Here is a 20,786-nt window from a genome sequence, read left to right as displayed (position 1 = left end):
GGCGGGGTGGCTTGAGGGCCGCGCCTTTGCTAGAAGCCGCGCGACCATGGAAGACACGCTCATGCCCAAAGAGGCGCCACCCATCGCCGCGCGCGAGCCCCGCGCGCTGGAGGAAGCCCTGCTCGCCCGCTTCGAGGCGGCCGGATTCGCCCATCTGGAGCCGCCCATCCTCCAGCCGGCGGACGTGTTCCTGGACCTGTCGGGCGAAAGCATCCGCCGCCGCATGTACCTGACGGTGGACGCGGAAGGGCGCGAACTGTGCCTGCGGCCCGACCTCACCATTCCCGTCGCCCGCGCGGTGCTGGCGGCGAGGAGCCCGCTGCCGGCGGCGGTGAGCTATCTCGGCCCGGTGTTCCGCTTCCGTGGCGAGGGCTCGGGCGAGTTCCGGCAGGCGGGGGTGGAATCCTTCGGCCGCGCCGACATCGCGGCCGCCGACGCCGACATTCTCGCCCTCGGCCTCGACGCCTGCGCCCTCTACGGCCTGCCCGAGCCGCAGATCCGGCTCGGCGACGTGGGCCTGTTCGCGGCGCTGCTGGAGGCGCTGCCGCTCGCGCCCGCCATGCGGCGGCGCCTGCTCAAGGACTTCGGCCAGAGCCGGCTCGATGCCGACCTCTCGCGCGTCGGCGCCCCGGCTCCCGAGGCGGCGAGCACCCATTCCGGCGTGCTGGCGGCGCTGACGGGGGCCGACCCCGAGGCGGCGCGCGCGCTCATCACCGACCTCCTGTCCATCGCCGGCATCACCACGGTGGGCGGGCGCTCGGTGTCCGAGATCGCCGCCCGCTTCCTGGAGCAGGCGGCGCTGGAGAGCGGCGCCGGCCTCTCCGCCGAGGCGGGCGCGGTGCTGAAGCGCTACCTCACCATTTCGGGCGACCCCGATATCGCCTCCGCCGCCATGCGCGCGCTGGCGCGCGACGCCGGGCTCGATCTCGGCCGCGCGCTCGACCTGTTCGACGCCCGCGCCGGCTTCCTCACGGCGCACGGCGTGAGCCTTCCGGCGGTGCGCTTCTCCACCGCCTTCGGACGGCCGCTCGACTATTACAGCGGCATGGTGTTCGAGCTGCACGATCCGGCCGGGCGCGGCGCCGGGCCGCTGGTGGCGGGCGGGCGCTACGACCGCCTGCTCTCGCGCCTCGGCGCGGATGCGTGCGTGCCGGCGGTGGGCCTCGCGGCCTGGGTGGAACGCCTTGCGGCGGCGGGAGATGCGCGATGAGCGGCAAGCTGATCCTCGCGGTGCCCTCCAAGGGCCGGCTGCAGGAGAACGTCCACGGCTTCTTCGCCCGCGCCGGCATGCCTTTGACCCAGGCGCGCGGCGCGCGCGACTATCGCGGCGCCCTCGCCGGGGTGGACGACGTGGAGGTGGCGTATCTGTCCGCCTCGGAGATCGCCGCCGCGCTCGCCTCCGGCGCCGCCCATCTGGGCGTCACCGGCGAGGACCTGGTGCGCGAGAACATCCTCGACGCCGACGCCCGCGTGACGCTGCTGGAAGGCCTCGGCTTCGGTCATGCCAACGTGGTGGTGGCGGTGCCGCAGGCCTGGATCGACGTGCGCACCATGGACGACCTCGACGACGTGGCCGGCCATTTCCACGGCCGCACCGGCCGGCGCATCCGGGTGGCGACGAAGTACGTCAACCTCACCCGCGGCTTCTTCGCCCGGCACGGCATCGTCGACTACCGCATCGTCGAGAGCGCGGGGGCCACCGAGGGCACGCCCGCCGCCGGCACCGCCGAGCTGATCGTCGACATCACCACCACCGGGGCGACGCTCGCCGCCAACGCGCTCAAGGTGGTGGACGACGGCGTGATCCTGAAGTCCGAGGCCAACCTCGTGGCCTCGCTCTCGGCGCCCTGGACGCCGGCGGCGCGCAGTGCCGCGCGGGTGATGTTCGACCGCATGGCGGCCGAGAAGCGCGCCCGCACCATGCGCGAGGTGCGCACCCGCTTCGCCAGCTGCGATACCTCGCTGGTGGACGAGGCGGTGACGCGCTTCCGCTGCGTCGCCCCGTTCGGCGGGCCGACCTCCTCCGGCATGCTCACCCTGCACTGCCCGCCGGACACCCTGCACGGCCTCGCCACCTTCCTGCGGGAGAAGGGCGCGAGCATGGTGACGGTGGGCGCCATCGACTACGTGTTCTCCACCGAGAACCCGCTGTTTGCGGCCCTGGAGGCGCGGCTCTCGGCCTGAGGCGCGCCGCGGCCCCACCCTCACAAGGCGGAGAGCGCGGCAACGCGCGCCTTGCGGGGGCCCGCCCGCGTGCGCAAAAGGGAGCGCGCCCGCGACCGGGCCGCACCCGAAGGACCCCATGGCCGACGTCACCCTTCCCGCCGCCTTCATCGCCGGCTTCGTGAGCTTCGTCTCGCCCTGCGTGCTGCCGCTGGTGCCGCCCTATCTGGCCTATCTCGGCGGCTCGACCCTGGACGACCTCGCCGGCACCGAGCCGGTGAAGGAGGTGGGCCGGCGCGCCTTCGTGGGCTCGATCCTGTTCGTGCTGGGCTTCACGGCGGTGTTCGTGGCGCTCGGCGCCGGCGCCTCGGCGGTGGGCGACCTGCTGCGGGTCCATCTCGACACGCTCTCCGTCATCGCCGGCATCGCCATCATCGTCATGGGGCTCAACTTCCTCGGCGTGTTCCGCATCCACCTCCTGCACCGCACGGCGCGGGCGGACGTGCGCGCCCCGAGCGGCATATGGGGCGCGTTCGTCATGGGGCTCGCCTTCGCCTTCGGCTGGACGCCCTGCCTCGGTCCGGTGCTGGGCGCGATCCTGGCGGTGGCGGGCTCGGAGGCGACGGTATCGAAGGGGGCGCTGCTGCTCGCGGTCTATTCGCTGGGGCTCGGCGTGCCGTTCCTGGCGGCGGCCATGGCGGTGCGCCCGTTCCTCGCCAGCCTCGTGCATGTGCGGCGCTTCCTGCCGGCGATCGAGAAGGCCATGGGCGCGCTGCTCGTGCTCACCGGCATCGCCTTCATGTCGGGCTGGATCGCCCATGTGAGCTACTGGCTGATCGAGACCTTCCCGGCGCTCTCCACCATCGGCTGAGGCGCCCTGAGAGGGCAGAGCCGGCGCCTGGTCCCGTTGCCGCCGTCATCCCCCGGCTTGTCCGGGGGACCCACGGGATGGCCGGGTCCATGGCCGGCTTTCGGGCGCGCGTCGCGGTGGATGCCCCGGACGAGCCGGGGCATGACGGGGTGAAAGGAAGGCGCCATGGGCTCCGGGGCCGCCCGCTTACAGCGGGGCGTAGCCGCCGTCCTTCCAGACATAGACCACGTAGTCGAGCTTGGTGATGTCGCCGTTCTTGTCGAAGGAGAGCGGACCGAGCACGGTGTCGAACACCATGCCGGAGTGCATCTTCTCGGCCACCTTCTTCGGATCGAGGGACTTGGTCGCCTCGGCCGCCTGCTGGATGACCTGCACGGCGGCGTAGGAATAGAGAACGTAGCCTTCCGGATCGATGCCCTTGGCCTTGAACGCCTCGACGATCTCGGCCGCCGCGGGGTTCTGGCGCGGGTCGGGGCCGAAGGTCATCAGCGTGCCCTCGGCGCCGGGGCCGGCGACGCTCCAGAACTCCTTGTCGGTCAGGGCGTCGCCGCCCATGAGGACGGTCTTCATGCCCTGGTCGCGCATCTGCCGGACGATGAGGCCCGCCTCCGCGTGCAGGCCACCGAAATAGACCAGGTCGGCGCCGGCCGCCTTCATCTTCGAGACCAGCGCGGAATAGTCCTTCTCTCCCGGATTGATGCCCTCAAGGAGCACTTCCTTGAGGCCGCCCTTGTTCATGGCCTTGAGCATCTCGTCGGCGAGGCCCTTGCCGTAGGCCGTCTTGTCGTGGACGACGGCGACCTTCCGGTCCTTGTAGCTGGCGGCGATGAAGGCGCCGGCCACCGGGCCCTGCTGGTCGTCGCGGCCGCAGGTGCGGAAGGTGTTCCACAGCTTGCGCCCGGTGAAGACGGGATTGGTGGTGGCGGGCGAGATCTGCAGCACGCCGGCCTCTTCGTAGTCCTGCGAGGCGGCGATGGAGATGCCCGAATTGATGTGGCCGACGACGAACTTCACCTGGTCGGTGATGAGCTTGTTGGCCGCCGCCTTGCCCTGCTCGGGCTTGCCGCCGTCGTCGGCGACGATGAGCTCGATCCTCTCGCCGAGGATGCCGCCCCGCGCGTTGATGTCCGCCACCGCCGCCTCGACGCCGGCCCGCATCTGGGCGCCGAAGGCGGCGATGCCGCCGGTGAGCGGGCCGACGGCGCCGAGCTTCACCTGGGCGAGCGCCGGCGGCGCCGCACCGGCGAACAGGCCCGCGCCGATGGCGAGCAAGGCGAGCTTGAGCTTCGTCATCTGGTTCCCCTCGAATAGGCTGCCGGTTGTGTGGCGCGCACCTTGTCCCAACCGATATAGCCGATGCCGGCGGCATCGGGCGAGAGCCTCGCGAAGCAAGCCGCGTGCCCGTTATGGACGCTCCGGGCGCCCTCCCCGCTTCGTGAGCGGACCGCCGCGAGCGGCTCCCGGCTGCCCCGGAAACGAGAAGGGCCCGCGGCATGCCGCGGGCCCTTCCCTCATCGTGCCGGATGCCCGCCCCGCGCCGGCGCGGGGCGCCCCGGGTCAAAGCTGCTCGTAGGTGCCGTTCTTCCAGACATAGACCACGTAGTCGAGCTTGGTGATGTCGCCCTTCTTGTCGAAGGAGAGCGGGCCGAGCACGGTCTCGAACTTCATGCCGGAATGGATCTTCTCGGCCACCTTCTTCGGGTCGAGGGACTTGGCCGCCTCGGCCGCCTGCTTGATGACCTGCACCGCGGCGTAGGAATAGAGCACGTAGCCTTCCGGATCGATGCCCTTGGCCTTGAACGCCTCGACCGTCTTCGCCGCCGCCGGGTTCTTGCGCGGGTCGGGACCGAAGGTGGTGAGCGTGCCGGCGGCGCCGTCGCCGGCGATGGCCCAGAACTCCTTATCGATCATGCCGTCGCCGCCCATGAGGACGGTCTTCATGCCCTGGTCGCGCATCTGGCGCACGATCAGGCCGGCTTCCGGATAGAGGCCGCCGAAATAGACGAGGTCGGCGCCGGAGGCCTTGATCTTGGAGACCAGGGCCGAATAGTCCTTCTCCTTCGGGTTGATGCCCTCGTAGAGCACCTCCTTCATGCCGCCCTTGTTGATGCCCTTCTGGGTCTCGTCCGCCAGCGGCTTGCCGTAGGTGGTCTTGTCGTGGACGATGGCGACCTTCTTGCCCTTGAAGTTCTTCAGGATGTACTCGGCCGCCACCGCGCCCTGCTGGTCATCGCGGCCGCAGGTGCGGAACGTGTTCCACATCTTGCGCTCGGTGAAGGTCGGGTTGGTGGAGGCGGGGCTGACCTGCAGCACGCCGGCTTCCTCGTAGTCCAGCGAGGCGGGGATGGAGACGCCGGAATTGTAGTGGCCGACCACGAACTTGGCGCCGTCGGTGATGAGCTTGTTGGCGGCCGCCTTGCCCTGCTCGGGCTTGCCGCCGTCGTCGCCCACCAGGAATTCCACCTTCTGGCCGAGGATGCCGCCGGCGGCGTTGATGTCGGCGATGGCGGCTTCGGTGCCGTTCTTCAGCTGCGCGCCCACCGCGGCGAGCTCGCCGGTGATGGGGCCGGCGACGGCGATCTTCACCTGCGCCTGGGCCTGGGCGCCAAAGGCAAGGCTGGCGCCGAGGGCCAGCGATGCCACCAAGAGCTTCTTCATCTCAACCACTCCCCTTCTGTCGGTTTCCGGCGAGCAAGGTCCGGGTCCTGAAACAAGCAGCACGCGCCACGCGAAAGCACTTCGAGCTTACAGCAGCGCCGCGCTGCGCGACACCGGCGCGTCCACCATCGGCGCAGCGGGTGATCCGGTCCGGAGCGCCGCCCCGCCGGCTCCCGCCCGCGGCCGGATCACCCGCTGCGCCGCGGCGGGCATTGTGCGCAAAATCCATGGGCTGTCGATGGCCGGGCACCTAAGCTAATCAGATGGGACGGCCGACGCATCCCCCGCGCGGGCGCGCCAGGCGAACCGTCCGTCGGCCTCGAACATCCAGCCGTATTGGGCCGTCATCTGCCGGCGGCGCACGAAGCGGAAGCCGAGCGTCGCCACCGCCATCAGCAGCACGAACTCCATCACGAAGTGCTGGAGCGAGAACAGCGTGTCCTCGAACAGCGCGAAATGGCAGAAGCGCACCGCGCCGGCGAGCAGGATCACATAGGCGACGAGGTGCCAGAACGAGCCCCACCCCCGCGCCACCGCCTGCCCGGTGCGCCAGGCGGCGGCGCCGCCGAGGATCAGGCTGACGAGGATGAAGTCCGCCGCCGAGGTCTCCACCAGCAGGCTGGGCCAGACCACCAGCGCGCAGGCGAGCGCGGCCAGGGCGGCGATCGGCGCCACCAGCATGGGCGAGGAGGCGCGGCCCGGATTGCGCACGCTGTCCATCAGCGCCCCCCTTCCAGATAGGCGGCGCGCACCTCCGGCCGGGCCAAGAGCTCCGCGCCGGTGCCGGACATGGTGACGAGGCCGTTCACCATCACATAGCCGCGATGGGCGAGCTTCAGCGCGTGGAAGGCGTTCTGCTCCACCAGGAACACGGTGAGGCCGCGCTCGGCGTTGAGGGCCCGGATCACGTCGAAGATCTGCCGCGCCACCAGCGGCGCGAGGCCGAGCGAGGGCTCGTCCAGCAGCAGCAGGCGCGGGCGGCCCATGAGCGCGCGGGCGATGGAGAGCATCTGCTGCTCGCCGCCCGACAGCGTGCCGCCGCGCTGGCCGATCCGTTCCTTCAGGCGCGGGAACATCTCGAACATGGTGGCGAGATCCTCCTGGAAGTGGGCGCCGCCGTCGAGCGCCGCGCCCATCTGGAGGTTCTCGTAGACGCTCATGCGGGGGAAGATGCGCCGCCCCTCCGGGGACTGGGCGATGCGCATGCGCATGATCTCGTGGGTCGGCAGGCGGGTGATGTCCTGCCCGTCATAGACCACGCGCCCGTCGCGCGCCCGGGGCGCGCCGCAGATGGTCATCATGAGCGTGGACTTGCCGGCGCCGTTGGCGCCGATCAGGGTGACGATCTCGCCCTCGTTCACCTCCACGTCGACGCCCTTGAGGGCGATGATGTTGCCGTAATAGGCGGTGACGCCCTGAACGCTGAGCAGCGGCCGGCGGCTGGGCGCGGCGGCCGGGGCCGCGGTCGCGGCGGCGGTCTCGCTCATGGGTTGGCCTCCGCGCTGAGCGCCTTGGTGGCCTCGGCCTCCGCGACCGCCTCCTCCTCGTCCTCCACGCCCAGATAGGAGGCGATGACGCGCGGGTCGTGGCGCACCTCGTCGGGCGTGCCGTCGGCGATCTTGCCGCCATATTCCAGCACCACCACGTGGTCGGAGATCTCCATCACCACGCTCATGTCGTGCTCGATCAGCAGCACCGAGGTGGCGTGCTCGGAGCGGATCGAGAGCAGCAGCGCGTTGAGCGCCGCCGATTCGCGCGGGTTGAGGCCGGCGGCGGGCTCGTCGAGGCAGAGCAGCACCGGACCGGTGCACATGGCGCGGGCGATCTCGAGCCGCCGCTGGTCGCCATAGGCGAGGTCGCCGGCCGGGTCGTCGGCGCGGTGGATGAGCTGGGTCTTCTCCAGCCAGTAGACGGCGCGCTCCACCGCCGCCTTCTGCTTGCGCTGCCAGGAGGGCAGGCCGACGAGCGCCGCCGGGCTCAGCAGCCCGGTGTCGGAGAGCGACATGTGCTGCGCCACCAGAAGATTCTCCAGCACCGTCATGCCCGAGAACAGGCGGATGTTCTGGAACGTGCGCGCCACCTTCGCCCAGGAGGCGACCTTATGGTCCGGCAGGCGCTCCAGCAGGTAGACTGCGCCCTTGCCGGTGCGGGTCCAGGATTCGCCGGCGGCGGTGACGGCGGCGAGCTCGGACGCCGTCGCCGGCCCGCCATGGTTCAAGGCGAGGCGGCCGGCGGTGGGCTTGTAGAAGCCGGTGATGCAGTTGAACACCGTGGTCTTGCCGGCGCCGTTGGGGCCGATGACCGCGGTGACGTCGCCGCGCCCGGCCCGGAACGACACGTCGTTGACGGCGATCAGGCCGCCGAAGCGCATGGACAGGTGGTCGACCACGAGGATGGGATCGGCATCCCAGGGGCGCGCAGGCGGCGCGGCGGGTGCGGCGCCCATCAGCCGTGGCCCTCCTTCACGAGGCTGCCGGAGACCGATTTGCGCTCCTTGAGGAAGATGGTGGGCATGCGGTTCGCCACCAGCCCGCGCGGACGCCACACCATCACCGCCACCATGGCGAAGCCGAAGATCAGCATGCGGTAGAGGGTGGGATCGAAATCGGGCCCGAACAGCCAGGCGCTCTTCAGGAAGGAGAGGTTGCGCAGCATCTCCATGCCGCCGATCAGCAGGATCGCGGCGGCCGCCACACCCATCTGCGAGCCCATGCCGCCGAGCACGACGATGGCGAGGATCACCGCCGATTCCATGAAGGTGAAGCTCTCCGGCGAGACGAAGCGCAGCCGCACGGCGAAGAACGCGCCGGCGAAGCCGCCGAACATGGCGCCGATGGCGAAGGCGGTGAGCTTGGTGAGCGTGGTGTTGATGCCGAGCGAGCGGCAGGCGATCTCGTCCTCGCGCAGCGCTTCCCAGGCGCGGCCCACCGGCATCTTCCTGAGCCGCACGGTGGCGAGAGCGGTGAGCGCGGCGAGCCCCAGGATGACGAAATAGAGGAAGATCATCCGGTGCATGGAATCGAAGGTGAGGCCGAACGTCCACGCGAACCCGCCCTCGCCGGAGGTGAACGGGATGCCGAAGAAGGTGATGGGCGGGATCGAGGCGATGCCCGACCCGCCATTGGTCAGCGACACCCAGTTGATCAGCACCAGGCGGATGATCTCGCCGAAGGCGAGCGTGACGATGGCGAGGTAGTCGCCCCTGAGGCGCAGCACCGGGAAGCCGAGGATCACCCCCCAGAAGGCGGCGAGGATGCCGGAGACCGGCAGGCACACCCAGAACGACCACGCCTTCCAGAAGTCGTCGCCCAGGTGGCCGGCGAGGAAGTCGTTGAGCGGCACCGAGGTGGAGAGCAGCGCGAAGGTGTAGGCGCCGACCGCGTAGAAGGCGACGTAGCCGAGATCCAGCAGACCCGCGAGGCCGACGACGATGTTGAGGCCCCAGCCCAGCATCACGTAGGTGAGGATGTAGATGCCGAGGTCGATCCAGTAGCGGCTCGGCCCGAGCCCGCCCACCAGCGTCACGGCGATCAGCGGATAGGCGACGGCGAAGCCGAAGAAGACCGGCTTCACCAAGGGGGAGAGCGCGGCGCCGAGCCGCGGCCAGGGGCTGGCGACCGCCTCGGCCTCGGCCACCTCGGCGCTGGGAACCCGGGCGCTCGGGACCTGGGTGCTCGGGACCTGGGTGCTCGGGACCTGGGTGCTCGGAACCCGCGCCGCGGGCCGGCGCCCCCCCTCCCCGCGCCAGACCGTGAGGTTGAGCAGCAGCCGCCCCCCCGTCACCACCAGCGCGAACACGGCCACGAGGCCGAAGCGGTAGTCGAGCACGAGCGAGCCGGTGCCGGATTCGGTGGCATGGAAGCCCACCAGCGGCAGCAGCACGAAGAAGGTGAGGAGCCCGCTCGCGACCGCCTCCGAGACCGCGCGCTCCACCACCGACGGCTCGCGCCGGGCGGGCCGGCGCGCGGGCGGCGGCTTGGCGGCGGCGCCGGCGCGCTTCGGAACCTCGGTATCGGGCACGTCCGCCGGCTCAGCAGACGCCATCACACCTTCTCCACTTCCGGCCGCCCGAGCAGGCCCTGAGGCATGAAGATGAGCACCACGACGAGGATGGAGAACGCGGCCACGTCCTTGTACTCGATGGAAAAATAGGCGGACCAGAAGGTCTCGATCAGGCCGATCAGCAGCCCGCCCAGAACCGCCCCCGGCAGCGAGCCGATGCCGCCCAGAACCGCGGCGGTGAAGGCCTTGACCCCCGGCACGAAGCCGTCGGCGAAGTTCACCACGCCGTAGTACATCAGGTACATCACCCCGGCGACGGCGGCGAGCGCGGCGCCGATGACGAAGGTCAGCGAGATGGTGCGGTCGACGTTCACGCCCAGCAGCGCCGCCATCTTGCGGTCCTGCTCGCAGGCGCGCTGGGCGCGGCCGAGCGAGGTCTTCTGCACCAGCCACCAGAACACCATGAGCAGGCCGGCGGTCACCGCCATGATGATGATCTGCTTGTAGGCCAGCGTCACCTGGTAGCCGTCGCGCTCCATCAGCACGATCACGTCGGTGACCATGGGCGGGATCGGCTTGTTGCGCGGGCCCTGCGCCACCTGCACGAAGTTCGACAGGAAGATCGACATGCCGATGGCGGAGATCATCGGCGCGAGCCGGAACGAGCCGCGCAGCGGCCGGTAGGCCACGCGCTCGATGGTCCAGCTCACGAGCCCGGTGAAGATCATCGCCACGATCAGGGTGATGGCGAGGATGAGGAAGATCGAGCTCATGCCGAGCACGGTGGTCAGAAGCAGGATGCAGATGAGCCCGGTGAAGGCGCTGACCATGAACACGTCGCCGTGCGCGAAGTTCACCATGCCGATGATGCCGAACACCATGGTGTAGCCGATGGCGATCAGGCCGTAGATGGACCCGAGCGTGAGCCCGTTGATGAGCTGCTGGACGAAGACTTCCATCCGCCGCTTGACCCCTCTGGTTCGGGTGCGCCTATGATTTCATCGTGCCCTGTGATTGGGCTAGGCTTTTTTGCAGTCATAACCTGCCGCGGCGCCACGCACAATTCGCCCCCGCGGCTTCCGGTCTCCCCTATATAGATGCATCGGGATGCCCCGGAGCGGGCAAGCGGGAGGACCGTGATGGCGCTCGAAATGTCCGGCAGCTACGACATCGCCCTGCCGCGCGAGAAGGTGTGGGCGGCGCTCAACGATCCGGCGGTGCTCAAGGCCTGCATCCCCGGCTGCGAGGAACTGGAGCAGGTCTCCCCCACCGAGCTGAAGGCCCTGGTGGTGGCGAAGGTCGGGCCGGTGAAGGCCAGGTTCCGGGGCACCGTGCTGCTCTCGGAGCTCGATCCGCCGAACGGCTACCGCATCGGCGGCGCGGGCGAGGGCGGCGTCGCCGGCTTCGCCAAGGGCGGCGCGGTGGTGCGGCTCGCCGAGATCGAGAGCGGCACGCGCCTTGACTACGAGGCCGAGGCGCAGATCGGCGGCAAGCTCGCCCAGCTCGGCCAGCGCCTCGTCGCGGGCACGGCGAGGAAGCTCGCCGACGACTTCTTCCGCAACCTCGCCGCGCTGGGCGACGGAGCCGAGGCGCCGGACGCCGCCGCCGGCTGACGCCCTCCAGCGGCAAGGCATCCGCCTTCCGCTGCAACCCTTGCGCGACAAAGGCCGCCGCCATGCGCGCCGGCGCGCCGCGGCGCTTGACCCGGGCGCCCTGTACCGCCAATTTGGCATCTTACCGCCGCGCACCAGACCGGTGGATGGACCGCCGGAACCGGACGACCCGAGGTCGCCGGGCGGGCCAACAATGCGTCGGCCGCTCCTCAGGAGCGATCCGGCACCGGGGCGGAAGCGGACCGAAGGGGGCATGCGTCTCATGCCAACCCCTGCGGCTCATGTTGTCACGACTGAAGCTCGACCCCTTCCTGCCGGCGCTCGTCGGCACGGTTCTCCTCGCCTTGGCCTGGCCCCAGCTCGGCGTCACCGGCGGCCCGCTGCGCGCCGACCGGGCGGCGACCTACGGCATCGCCATCATCTTCTTCCTCTACGGCGCCTCGCTGGAGACCAGCCGGCTGCTGGAGAGCGCGGCGCGCTGGAAGCTGCACCTCGTGGTGCAGCTCGCCACCTTCGGCCTGTTCCCGCTCGTGGTGGTGATCGCCATGCCGCTGATCGGCAAGGTGTTCCCGCCGGAAGTGGCGATCGGCTTCTTCTTTCTCGCCGCTTTGCCCTCCACCGTCTCCTCGTCGGTGGCGATGACCTCGCTGGCGCGCGGCAACGTGCCGGTGGCGATCTTCAACGCCTCCATATCGAGCCTGATCGGCGTGTTCGTGACGCCGCTGCTGATGGCGTCCTACCTCCACGCCACCGGCGGCCACATGGCGCTCGGCGACGTGATCGTGAAGCTCATCACCGTGGTGATGCTGCCGCTCGGCTTCGGCCAGCTGGTGCGCCCGCTCGTCGCCGGCCTCATCGCGCGCCACAAGGCGGTGGTGAAGGTGGCCGACCGGGCGGTGATCCTCGCCATCGTCTACAACGCCTTCTGCGACAGCATGGCGGGCGGCGTGTGGAGCGGCCAGAGCCCGACCCTCGTGATCGAGATGGCGGCAGGGGCGGTGTGGCTGTTCGCGGTGGTGTTCTTCACCGTCCAGGCCATCTGCCGGATCGCCCGCTTCAGCGAGCCGGACACGGTGGCGGTGGTGTTCTGCGCCTCGAAGAAATCGCTCGCCACCGGCCTGCCCATGGCCACCGTGATGTTCGGCGCCAATCCTCAGCTCTCGCTGATCATCATGCCGATCATGCTCTATCACTTCCTGCAGCTGGTGATCGTGGGCTTCATCGCCGGCCGCTACGGCGCGCGGGCGGATGCGCTGGAGGCGATCGAGGCGGCGGAGGCGAGCGAGCCCTCGCTCCTGCCGGAGGAGGAGCCGAAGGCGAGCGAGCAGGTGCGCCGGCGCGCCTGAGCCGGCGCGCCGCACGCGATCACGCGTGTCAGTTCAGCTTGATGCCGGCCTTGGCGATGATGCCGGCCCACTTCGCGGATTCCTCGGCGAGGAACGCCTTGAACTCGGCCGGCGTCGAGCTGTCGGGCTCGACGCCGATCTCGATCAGGCGCTTCTGCACGGCGGGATCGGCGATGGTGGCGACGATCTCCTTGTTCAGGCGGTCGATCACCGCCTGCGGCGTGCCCTTGGGCGCGGCGATGCCGAACCAAGCATAGGATTCGTACTCCTTGACCCCCTGCTCGGCCATGGTCGGCACGTCCGGCAGCGCCTTGCTGCGCGTCTTGGTGGTGACGGCGAGCGCGCGGATCTGGCCGGCGGCGAGCTGGGACGAGACGTTGGGGATGAGCTGGAAGCTCACCGGCACCTCGCCCGAGACCAGATCGATGGCGAGCTGGCTGCCCGAGGGATAGGGCACGTGCGACATCTGCGTCCCGGCGACGATGTCGAAATAGGCCGCCGCCAGATGCTGCGAGGAACCGAGGCCGACCGAGGAATAGTTGATCTGCCCGGGCTTGCCCTTCACGAAGGCGATGAACTCGGCCACCGTCTTCACCGGGACCTTCTCCGGGTTCACCACCAGCACGTTGACGAGCTTCGCCACCGTGGAGATGGGCTCGAAGTCCTTCTCCGGGTCGTAGGGCAGGCCGCCCAGGGTGCGGTTGACGACGAACGGGCCGGGAGCGGCGAAGATCAGCGTGTAGCCGTCCGGCGCGGCCTTGGCGGTGGCCGCCGTGCCGGTGTTGCCGCCGGCGCCGGGCCGGTTCTCGACGATCACGCGCTGGCCGAGCCGCGCGGACAGCCCGTCCGCCACGATGCGGGCGATGGAATCGCTCGCGCTGCCGGCGCCGAACGGCATGACGAGCTTGATGGCGCGGTCGGGATAGGCCTGCGCGTGGGCAGGCTGGACGGCGGCGACGCTGGCGACGGCGGAAAGCGCAGCCACGAGGCCGCGGATGGATTGGCGCATGACCCCCTCCAAGGGTTTGTTGTGTTCTTGCTCTTCGACAAGGGACGCGCCGCCGCAGTGGCGGAGCGCCCGGAAACAGGCACGGCCTGAGGCCGCATCCCGTGCGAGGGCCGCCATAATCCACAAATCTCGGCTGTGTTCAACGCAGCGGAAAGGCCGGTCGGACGCCGGCCTGCAACCTGGAGGACGCAAGGCTGTCCACGCCGCCGCGCGGCGGGAGGGCAAAACAGGTCCGCCCTCCCCATTCCCACGCGCGCGGCGCGTGCTCAGAGCGCGGCGCGCGGATCGTGCCGGGCGAGGCGCGCCAGGAGATAGTCAACCTCGGCGCGGGCCGCGGCGGTGAGCGCCGAGCCGGGCTTGCGCTGGGCGTCGGAGGCGATGAAGCCGCGCTTCATCATCACGTACTTGCGCACCGCGAGGCCCACGCCCTGCTGCTGCTCGTAGCGCAGCAGCGGCAGATGGGCGTCGAACAGATCGTGCGCCCTGTCGCGTTCCCCGGCCTTCTGGAGACGCACCACCTCGCCCAGCATCTCCGGGAAGGCGTAGCCGGTCATGGCCCCGTCGGCGCCGCGCTCCATCTCGAAGTCGAGGAACAGGCCGCCATTGCCGGTGAGGATGGAGATCGGCCGCATGGAGCCGTCCTGCTGGAACGCGCGCAGCGCCGATATCTTCTCCAGGCCCGGCCAGTCCTCGTGCTTCAGCATCACGCAGGAGGGGTTCTCCTGGACGATCTGGCGGATCACCTTCGGCGTCATCTGCACCGTCAGGGTGAGCGGATAGTCCTGGATCACGAACGGGATGTCAGCGCCGATGGCCTCGATCGCCTGGCGGTAGTAGCCGGTGATCTGGTCGTCGGTGCGCAGGTGCGTCGGCGGGGCGATCATCACCCCCGCCGCGCCCTTCTCCATGGCCGCGCGCGCCAGCCAGCGCATGGCGGCGAAGCCCGGCGCCGAGACGCCGACGATCACCGGCAGCCTGCCGAAGCCGGCGACGAAGCGGGCGGTGACGGCGAGCGATTCCTCCGGCTCCAGCTTCGGCGCCTCGCCCATGATGCCGAGCACGGTGACGCCGGTGGCGCCGGCGGCGAGGTAGCGGGCGATCAGCGTGTCGAGGGAGCCCTCGTCGATCCTGCCGTCGGGCGTGAAGGGGGTCGGGGCGATGGGGAACAGGCCGGAGGCGCTGGCGTCGAGAAGCATGGCACAAACCGATCGGATGCTGGCGATGAGGCCGCCACCCACGCGGATGGCGGAGCCCGTGACATAGGACGAAGCGGTGCCCGTGCGGAAGCCATGCGCCGACAAATTTCAGCCTGCGGCATCGCCGCCCGGGCGGGTGGGCAATCCGCCGAGCGCGTCCGCCGATCCGCGGCATCGGCAACGCCGGCAGAAAAACGCCCCGGCACCGGATCCGGCGTCGGGGCGAGATCGGCTTACCGTATTCGGCGCCGCCTACTGGCCCCCGGCGGCGTTCTTGAACTGCTCCTGGAGCTGCTCCTGGAGCTGGTCGATCGAGAAGCTGGCGGGGCGCTGCGCCGGCGGGTACTCCTTGAACGTGCTGAGGAACTTGGCGACCTCGACCTGTGCCGGCACGAGCAGATAGGCGCGGTCGAGCATCCAGTCGTAATAGGTGTTGGACGTGAGGTCGGCCCGCTCGTAGGGGTCGGAGCGCAGGTCGAAGATCTTGGGCACGCGCAGCTGCGTGAACGGCTCGGCCCAAATCCGCAGGGTGCCGGTCGCGCGCTGCTCGGAGAAGACGAGCTTCCAGTTCTCGTAGCGCATCGCCACGATCTGACCGTCGTCATTGAAATAGACGAATTCCTTGCGGGCGCTCTGGCCCGCCTTGCCCGTCAGGTAGTCGAGCTGGTTGTAGCCGTCGAGATGGTTCTTGTACGGCTTGCCGCCGATTGTCGTTCCCTTGAGGAGGCGCTCCTTGATGGTCGTGTCTCCCGCGGCTGCAAGCAGGGTGGGAAACCAATCCAGGCCGGAGAAGATGCCGTTGGCGACCGAGCCGGGCTGGATGTGCCCCGGCCAGCGGATGAGGGCGGGAACGCGGAAGGCGCCTTCCCAATTGGTGTTCTTCTCGCTGCGGAAGGGCGTGGTGCCGGCGTCCGGCCAGGAGTTCTGGTGCGGTCCGTTGTCGGTCGTGTAGATGACGATGGTGTTGTCGGCCAGCTTGAGCTGGTCGATCTTGTCGAGGATCGTGCCGATCACCTTGTCGGTCTCGATCATGCCGTCGGCATATTCGGTCAGCGCGGCGAGGCCCGGCCTGCTGCGGTTCTCGGGCCGGACATGGGTCCGGAAGTGCATCCGGGTGGTGTTCATCCACACGAAGAAGGGCTTCTTGGCCGCGGCCTGGCGGTCGATGAAGTCGATGGCCGCCTTGGAGGTCTCGTCGTCCACCGTCTCCATGCGCTTGCGCGTCAGCGGGCCGGTGTCCTCGATCTTGCCGTCCGCCGAGCTCTTGATGACGCCGCGCGGGCCGAACTGCTTGCGGAAGGCGGGATCCCGCGGATAGTTGAAATTCTCCGGCTCCTCCTCGGCATTGAGGTGGTAGAGGTTGCCGAAGAATTCGTCGAACCCGTGCGCGGTCGGCAGGAACTCGTCGCGGTCCCCGAGATGGTTCTTGCCGAACTGGCCGGTCGCGTAGCCAAGATCCTTCAGCGCGGAGGCCATGGTGACGTCCGTGGGCTGGAGGCCGACGTCGGCACCCGGCAGGCCCACCTTCGACAGGCCCGTGCGCAATGTCGATTGGCCGGTGATGAACGTCGAGCGCCCCGCCGTGCAGCTCTGTTCGGCATAATAGTCGGTGAACTTCAGGCCCTCATTGGCGATCCGGTCGATGTTCGGTGTGCGATAACCCATCAGGCCGAAGCTGTAGGTCGAGAGATTGGTCTGACCGATATCGTCGCCGAAGATGACGAGAATGTTGGGCTTGGCGGTTGGCTGCTGCTGTGCGGCGGCCGGCGTGACGACCGTCAGCGTCACGGCCGCCGAGAGCGTCATTGCTCCCAGTATTCCTCGAATACACATCCTCGCCTCCCGTGAAAACTCGCGACGCATAGACATTGCCAGAGACGCCGCGATGACACCTTGCGCGCGCGCCCCCTGCACAGAGGGAAGCCGCCGCTTCGGCGCGAGGAAAGAATCATGTAGCAAGGATGCAAAAGCAAGCTGGTTTTTAGCGACTTGGACTGAGGTACAATATTGGCGCGTGAAAGAAGCCGGCCGGTATCTTGATCTGTATTTGCAGCGCAAAAGCAACTGCGAAAAAAGACCCGTTGCGCATGGACGCATGCCGCAAATTGCACCGCGCACCGGGGCAAGAGACTTCCACAATCCGCATTTCTAAAAAAGAGACGGCGCAAGTAAAGCCGCACGCCTTGCAGCTTGAGGCGATGGCGTCCCGCGTCCCCGGGCCGATGAGGACGGCACGGCGGGACGGCGGCGCGCCCGCCGCCTCCGTGCCCATTCACTTCATTGCGGCAAGGCAGGAATGGTCACGCCGCCTTTGAAGCCCTGGATCGTCCAGTCGTAGACGGCCGTTCCGGTCCGGATATAGCCGAGGCGGGCGGAGGCGAGGTCGAGTATTTCGACGACGACCCACGTCCACATGAGCGTCAGAACGACGACCAGCGCGAGCGAGGCCCGCTTCTTGAGGCCAAACTGGTAGCCGAGGCAGCCCATACTTATCAGCGTCATGCCGATCAGGAGCCAGAAGAGTTGGGGTGGCAGGGTGATGTGATAGGCGAACCGCTCGCTGGTACCGGCGTCGAACATGTCGTTCAGGGCGCTCATCAGGGCGGTGGACACCGGGTTCGGCTGCTCGCGCACGACGACCGACAGGTGGCCCCACATTTGCGATTGCAGCGCGTTGGTGCGCCGGTTGAGGACATCCAGCTCGGCCGGGTCGCGGGTTGCCCTGACGAAATCGGCACGCACCTGGACATAGTCCTCGATCAGGCTTGCGATTGCCTCTCCGCGCGGATTGCCGATGGCTTTGGCCCTGAGCCAGGCGGTGCCGATGGTGTTGGCTTCGGCGATACTGCCCTGCCGATGTTCGCTGAAACGGCTGTTGGCGAAGGAGAGCGTGAGCGCAAGGACGAAGGCGAGCAATCCCAAAATGCCGCCGACTATCACGCCGACCGCCTCCGGATTCACCTCGCGCATTGCATCGCGTCTACCAACCCAGAAGCCGATACCGTGCGCACCCATCTGCGCGAGGAAAAGAATTAGACCGAAGGCGAGTACGCTTGTCTCGGCGATGGCGAGGACGAAACCCATGGCGGCGGTCCAAACTCCCGACTGAACTTTCAACCGAAGTAATCGGATTCCATATCCAGCGCCAGTGACGGTGCCTCCAAGCCTCTATTGTCCCGTTTGAAGTTCGTTCCGGCGCATCACCAGGGCCAGGACATGAGGCTGAGCCGCCTTTCGGAAGAGCAGATCGTCACCATCCCGAAGGAGCGCGAGGCCGGGGTGCCGGTTGCAGATCTCTGCCCGCATGCAGGGGACGGCGACGCCGGCGTCGACAAGGGGAAGGCCCGTTCGGCGGCAGGGAGGTGTCGGAGGCAAAGCGGCGGAGGGTGGCCGCCGTCGAGGATGGCAGCCCCCGCAAATGCCTTGCCCCACTGGCGGACACGCCGTTGTCCGGCACCCGTGTCGCGCAAGGCAAGGCCAGATTCCGCCGCCGGAACGCATTCACCGCGGGATGAAACGTGAGGCGCGCCGTCAAGACGCCCGCAAGCTCGCCACATGCCTACAGGAAAGAAGAGGGCGGCAAGGCACCGCGCCGGACGTCAAAGGCACCTACCACCCTGAAGCCGCAGCCAAATCACCCCCACTGGAGGTCTCCGGATGATGAGATGGCGCCAGGGGCGGCATCGAACTAATACAATAAGTCACTGTGAAATATAGTTAAATTTAACTGTGGAAAACGTTCGCGCCTACATCTGTGCCTACGCGCGAAGTTGCAGAAGAGGTTCGAGTCCTCTTCTGTCTGATATTGTCTAGATACATCCAGAGCGCTCGCACGCGCAAGGCCGATCTTTGCGAAGGGGATTTTCGGCCTATTCGCCGCTGGCCTTCTCGGCCGCCTGCTTCTCGTTCTGGAGCCGCAGGATCACTTCAACCTGCAGGACGGCGATCGCCAGCTCGTAGTCGCCCAGATTGTTCACCGCCGACACCATCCGGTCGATCAGCTTCGATCGCTCTGTCGGCTCGGCAAGATCATCAGGGTCGCGCTTCACGCCGAGCAGCGCGTCGGGCGTGGTGCCCAGCGCCTTCGATATCTTCACCAGCGTCGCCAAGTCCGGCTCCCTCGCCCCGCTCACATAATGGAAATAGCGGCGCTCGTTCAGACCGGCCCGGCGGGCGGCTTCGGCGTTGGAGAGATTGAGCGCCGCGGCACGGGCTCGAAGATTGGCTGCAAACAGGTCCATGTGAACAAAATGTTCATGGCACCCCTTGTGCCGTCTACGAACAAAATGTATCTTAATAGTTGTCCATTATGTGCGCAATCGCAACCATGAAACGCAAATCACTTTTCCATAATGCGACCCTCGCCGCTCTCGGTCTGATTGCCCTTTCTCCTGTGCCTTCCGCTGCCCAGCGCAGCGTCGAGTTCGGCTACAAGGATCGCATCTTCGAGCAGAAATATGTGCTGCCGGATGCCCTCAGCGCCTTGGATGCGCAGGGGATCTGGGCGGGGGCCATCGTGTTCGCCGCCGGGGGCATCAGAGTGATCGATGCGGGGTTGCTGAAGGCGGCAGGCGGGGCTTGTGCCTATGCCCTGATCCTTGCGCCGCCGAAGCCGGAGACGCCGGCCCAAGTCGCCATCGACCGGATGCCGAAGCTCAAGGGAGTGGACGACCCGAACGTGCTCTTCGGGACTCCCGCCTCGGCGCCGGAGCGGTGCTTCGTGCAGCTCGTTCTGTTCCGGGACGCCATGGAGGACAGCCTCTCCATGGATCGGCAGCTCGACGACCTGGCGCGACATATGCGCCGGGAGTATGCGGCCGAATGGCTGTCCCCGGCTGAGATCGCGGACCCGAAAGTCAGTGAGGCTGTGGTGCGCCTCAAGGTTCTGGCCGATCGGGTGCGGCGACTGGAAGAGCGCGGGATCGCTTTGCCGGCCGATCTGGTAGTGTCTTCCAAGCCCGTCCGGTGGCGAGATGGCATTCAAGCCATGAAGGATGATGCCACCTACGCCAGGGCCGATGCCGCTTTGACGGCGGTCGAGGAAGAGGCGGCGCGATCCTATCTCGAACAGCAGGCGCGCAAGAAGGCCGAGGAGCAGCGCGCCCAGGAGGAAAAGCGGGCCCAGGAGGAGAGGCGTCGCGCCGAGGAAGAGGCGCGGCAGGCCGAACGCAGGCAGAGGGAAGATGAGGAACGGCAGGCCGCACTGCGCCGGGAGGAGGAAACCCGCGCAAGACCCCTGCCACCGGTGCCGGCTCCTCAAGCCATGCCGCAGGCGTCTTCCCAATCTGCCGCGACGAGCCCCCCTTCCAACGACCCATCGCGGCAAGAGGCGGCACGCCAGGCACAGATTCGTCAGCTGGAGAACCGCCGGGCCGAGCTTGATCGCACCATCAGCCGGCTTCAGGGCCAAATGGCCAGCCGCCAGGGGGCCCTCCTTCGCAATCCTCTCAACCCGCAGGCCGCCCTCTCGGGGATCGCCGGCATCAGCCAGGCGCAGGCCGATCTAGATCAGGCCAAGGCCGAACGGCTGGAGGTCGAGCGCGCGCTGACCCGCCTCAGGAAGGCACGGCCCGTTGTCGCAACGAATGCGCCTGTGCCTGCCCCCGCAACAAGGGGGACGGACTGCCGCGAAGGTGCCGCCTGTCCCGTCATCTCCGCCACCTTGTTCTGCCGCACGCCGCAGCAGATGACGGTGGTTCTCTCCCAAAGGCCGGGGCCAGGCCGCCGGCAGGTCCGCGACGCCTTCATCGCCGCCGGCGACTGCCGGCAGGTGGCCCAGGGCGAGACGGTCACATGGACCGCGCCCGTCGCCATCGTCACGCCGCAGGGGGAAGGCCCGGCCGAGCTGGTGCCCGTGACCCTCGCCGATGGAACGCCGGGCGTCCTGCTCAAGGACGGCATCCTGCCGCGCGCCGCGTCCCGCTGACA

18 protein-coding genes are annotated in these 20,786 nt (G+C 68.5%); 6 read left to right on the top strand and 12 right to left on the bottom strand.

The window, feature by feature from the left end:
- Window positions 1–46 precede the first annotated feature (46 nt).
- From V5F67_RS10875 to V5F67_RS10865, 3 genes are all read left to right on the top strand, one after another.
- Window positions 47–1,210 (top strand): ATP phosphoribosyltransferase regulatory subunit, encoded by a 1,164-nt coding sequence (locus tag V5F67_RS10875; protein ID WP_394019305.1) that lies wholly within the window; start codon window positions 47–49, stop codon window positions 1,208–1,210.
- Complete coding sequence (gene hisG, locus V5F67_RS10870) at window positions 1,207–2,184, top strand: ATP phosphoribosyltransferase (protein ID WP_394019307.1); 978 nt, start codon at window positions 1,207–1,209, stop codon at window positions 2,182–2,184. The genes V5F67_RS10875 and hisG overlap by 4 nt, the downstream gene beginning before the upstream one ends.
- 118 nt (window positions 2,185–2,302) lie before the next feature.
- Window positions 2,303–3,034, top strand: coding sequence for a cytochrome c biogenesis CcdA family protein (locus tag V5F67_RS10865; protein WP_394019309.1), 732 nt, complete (start codon window positions 2,303–2,305; stop codon window positions 3,032–3,034).
- A 186-nt stretch (window positions 3,035–3,220) separates the two neighbouring features.
- On the opposite strand, the gene V5F67_RS10860 is transcribed toward V5F67_RS10865, so the two are convergent.
- The 7 genes from V5F67_RS10860 to V5F67_RS10830 all read right to left on the bottom strand — a co-directional run bounded on the left by V5F67_RS10860 (window position 3,221) and on the right by V5F67_RS10830 (window position 10,653).
- Window positions 3,221–4,327 (bottom strand): branched-chain amino acid ABC transporter substrate-binding protein, encoded by a 1,107-nt coding sequence (locus tag V5F67_RS10860; protein ID WP_394019311.1) that lies wholly within the window; start codon window positions 4,325–4,327, stop codon window positions 3,221–3,223.
- A gap of 264 nt (window positions 4,328–4,591) precedes the next feature.
- Complete coding sequence (locus V5F67_RS10855) at window positions 4,592–5,692, bottom strand: branched-chain amino acid ABC transporter substrate-binding protein (RefSeq protein ID WP_394019313.1); 1,101 nt, start codon at window positions 5,690–5,692, stop codon at window positions 4,592–4,594.
- A gap of 255 nt (window positions 5,693–5,947) precedes the next feature.
- Entirely contained in the window at window positions 5,948–6,412 is a 465-nt protein-coding gene (locus tag V5F67_RS10850) for a DUF6867 family protein (RefSeq protein ID WP_394019315.1), read from the bottom strand.
- Window positions 6,412–7,179 carry an ABC transporter ATP-binding protein gene (locus V5F67_RS10845; RefSeq protein WP_394019317.1) on the bottom strand — a complete coding sequence of 256 codons (768 nt, stop codon included), beginning with the start codon at window positions 7,177–7,179 and terminating at the stop codon, window positions 6,412–6,414. Before V5F67_RS10845 ends, V5F67_RS10850 begins: the two co-directional genes overlap by 1 nt.
- Window positions 7,176–8,138 (bottom strand): ABC transporter ATP-binding protein, encoded by a 963-nt coding sequence (locus V5F67_RS10840; RefSeq protein ID WP_394019319.1) that lies wholly within the window; start codon window positions 8,136–8,138, stop codon window positions 7,176–7,178. The genes V5F67_RS10845 and V5F67_RS10840 overlap by 4 nt, the downstream gene beginning before the upstream one ends.
- The gene (gene livM, locus V5F67_RS10835) at window positions 8,138–9,736 is read right to left on the bottom strand and encodes a high-affinity branched-chain amino acid ABC transporter permease LivM (RefSeq protein WP_394019321.1); all 1,599 of its coding nucleotides are present in this window, start codon (window positions 9,734–9,736) and stop codon (window positions 8,138–8,140) included. Before livM ends, V5F67_RS10840 begins: the two co-directional genes overlap by 1 nt.
- Window positions 9,736–10,653 (bottom strand): ABC transporter permease subunit, encoded by a 918-nt coding sequence (locus tag V5F67_RS10830; protein ID WP_394019323.1) that lies wholly within the window; start codon window positions 10,651–10,653, stop codon window positions 9,736–9,738. The genes livM and V5F67_RS10830 overlap by 1 nt, the downstream gene beginning before the upstream one ends.
- A 180-nt stretch (window positions 10,654–10,833) precedes the next feature.
- On the opposite strand from V5F67_RS10830, the gene V5F67_RS10825 reads away from it, so the two are divergent.
- Window positions 10,834–11,307, top strand: a complete 474-nt coding sequence (locus V5F67_RS10825; RefSeq protein ID WP_394019325.1) for an SRPBCC family protein — start codon at window positions 10,834–10,836, stop codon at window positions 11,305–11,307.
- A gap of 281 nt (window positions 11,308–11,588) precedes the next feature.
- Window positions 11,589–12,653, top strand: a complete 1,065-nt coding sequence (locus tag V5F67_RS10820) for a bile acid:sodium symporter family protein (RefSeq protein ID WP_394019327.1) — start codon at window positions 11,589–11,591, stop codon at window positions 12,651–12,653.
- Between the two features lie 28 nt (window positions 12,654–12,681).
- Here V5F67_RS10820 and V5F67_RS10815 read toward each other — a convergent pair whose 3' ends face one another.
- From V5F67_RS10815 to V5F67_RS10795, 5 genes are all read right to left on the bottom strand, one after another.
- Window positions 12,682–13,662 carry a Bug family tripartite tricarboxylate transporter substrate binding protein gene (locus V5F67_RS10815; protein WP_394019329.1) on the bottom strand — a complete coding sequence of 327 codons (981 nt, stop codon included), beginning with the start codon at window positions 13,660–13,662 and terminating at the stop codon, window positions 12,682–12,684.
- 266 nt (window positions 13,663–13,928) lie between these two features.
- Window positions 13,929–14,858 (bottom strand): dihydrodipicolinate synthase family protein, encoded by a 930-nt coding sequence (locus V5F67_RS10810; RefSeq protein WP_394019331.1) that lies wholly within the window; start codon window positions 14,856–14,858, stop codon window positions 13,929–13,931.
- A 252-nt stretch (window positions 14,859–15,110) separates the two neighbouring features.
- Entirely contained in the window at window positions 15,111–16,691 is a 1,581-nt protein-coding gene (locus V5F67_RS10805) for an arylsulfatase (protein WP_394019333.1), read from the bottom strand.
- Between the two features lie 444 nt (window positions 16,692–17,135).
- Entirely contained in the window at window positions 17,136–17,942 is an 807-nt protein-coding gene (locus tag V5F67_RS10800) for a bestrophin-like domain (protein ID WP_394019335.1), read from the bottom strand.
- Between the two features lie 785 nt (window positions 17,943–18,727).
- Complete coding sequence (locus tag V5F67_RS10795; RefSeq protein ID WP_394019337.1) at window positions 18,728–19,099, bottom strand: helix-turn-helix domain-containing protein; 372 nt, start codon at window positions 19,097–19,099, stop codon at window positions 18,728–18,730.
- 86 nt (window positions 19,100–19,185) lie between these two features.
- On the opposite strand from V5F67_RS10795, the gene V5F67_RS10790 reads away from it, so the two are divergent.
- Window positions 19,186–20,784 (top strand): hypothetical protein, encoded by a 1,599-nt coding sequence (locus tag V5F67_RS10790; RefSeq protein ID WP_394019339.1) that lies wholly within the window; start codon window positions 19,186–19,188, stop codon window positions 20,782–20,784.
- Window positions 20,785–20,786 lie beyond the last annotated feature (2 nt).

Source organism: Xanthobacter pseudotagetidis, from assembly GCF_043194795.2.
GTDB lineage: Bacteria > Pseudomonadota > Alphaproteobacteria > Rhizobiales > Xanthobacteraceae > Xanthobacter > Xanthobacter tagetidis_A.
The sequence above is the reverse complement of the archived record's forward strand: the minus strand, read 5'-3'. Positions and strand labels throughout refer to the sequence as shown.

Bases quoted from the DNA above. Each gene is read 5' to 3' on its own strand.
- V5F67_RS10875 (WP_394019305.1), top strand. From the start codon at position 47: ATGGAAGACACGCTCATGCCCAAAGAGGCGCCACCCATCGCCGCGCGC.
- hisG (WP_394019307.1), top strand. From the start codon at position 1,207: ATGAGCGGCAAGCTGATCCTCGCGGTGCCCTCCAAGGGCCGGCTGCAG.
- V5F67_RS10865 (WP_394019309.1), top strand. From the start codon at position 2,303: ATGGCCGACGTCACCCTTCCCGCCGCCTTCATCGCCGGCTTCGTGAGC.
- V5F67_RS10860 (WP_394019311.1), bottom strand. From the start codon at position 4,327: ATGACGAAGCTCAAGCTCGCCTTGCTCGCCATCGGCGCGGGCCTGTTC.
- V5F67_RS10855 (WP_394019313.1), bottom strand. From the start codon at position 5,692: ATGAAGAAGCTCTTGGTGGCATCGCTGGCCCTCGGCGCCAGCCTTGCC.
- V5F67_RS10850 (WP_394019315.1), bottom strand. From the start codon at position 6,412: ATGGACAGCGTGCGCAATCCGGGCCGCGCCTCCTCGCCCATGCTGGTG.
- V5F67_RS10845 (WP_394019317.1), bottom strand. From the start codon at position 7,179: ATGAGCGAGACCGCCGCCGCGACCGCGGCCCCGGCCGCCGCGCCCAGC.
- V5F67_RS10840 (WP_394019319.1), bottom strand. From the start codon at position 8,138: ATGGGCGCCGCACCCGCCGCGCCGCCTGCGCGCCCCTGGGATGCCGAT.
- livM (WP_394019321.1), bottom strand. From the start codon at position 9,736: ATGGCGTCTGCTGAGCCGGCGGACGTGCCCGATACCGAGGTTCCGAAG.
- V5F67_RS10830 (WP_394019323.1), bottom strand. From the start codon at position 10,653: ATGGAAGTCTTCGTCCAGCAGCTCATCAACGGGCTCACGCTCGGGTCC.
- V5F67_RS10825 (WP_394019325.1), top strand. From the start codon at position 10,834: ATGGCGCTCGAAATGTCCGGCAGCTACGACATCGCCCTGCCGCGCGAG.
- V5F67_RS10820 (WP_394019327.1), top strand. From the start codon at position 11,589: ATGTTGTCACGACTGAAGCTCGACCCCTTCCTGCCGGCGCTCGTCGGC.
- V5F67_RS10815 (WP_394019329.1), bottom strand. From the start codon at position 13,662: ATGCGCCAATCCATCCGCGGCCTCGTGGCTGCGCTTTCCGCCGTCGCC.
- V5F67_RS10810 (WP_394019331.1), bottom strand. From the start codon at position 14,858: ATGCTTCTCGACGCCAGCGCCTCCGGCCTGTTCCCCATCGCCCCGACC.
- V5F67_RS10805 (WP_394019333.1), bottom strand. From the start codon at position 16,691: ATGTGTATTCGAGGAATACTGGGAGCAATGACGCTCTCGGCGGCCGTG.
- V5F67_RS10800 (WP_394019335.1), bottom strand. From the start codon at position 17,942: ATGGGTTTCGTCCTCGCCATCGCCGAGACAAGCGTACTCGCCTTCGGT.
- V5F67_RS10795 (WP_394019337.1), bottom strand. From the start codon at position 19,099: ATGGACCTGTTTGCAGCCAATCTTCGAGCCCGTGCCGCGGCGCTCAAT.
- V5F67_RS10790 (WP_394019339.1), top strand. From the start codon at position 19,186: ATGAAACGCAAATCACTTTTCCATAATGCGACCCTCGCCGCTCTCGGT.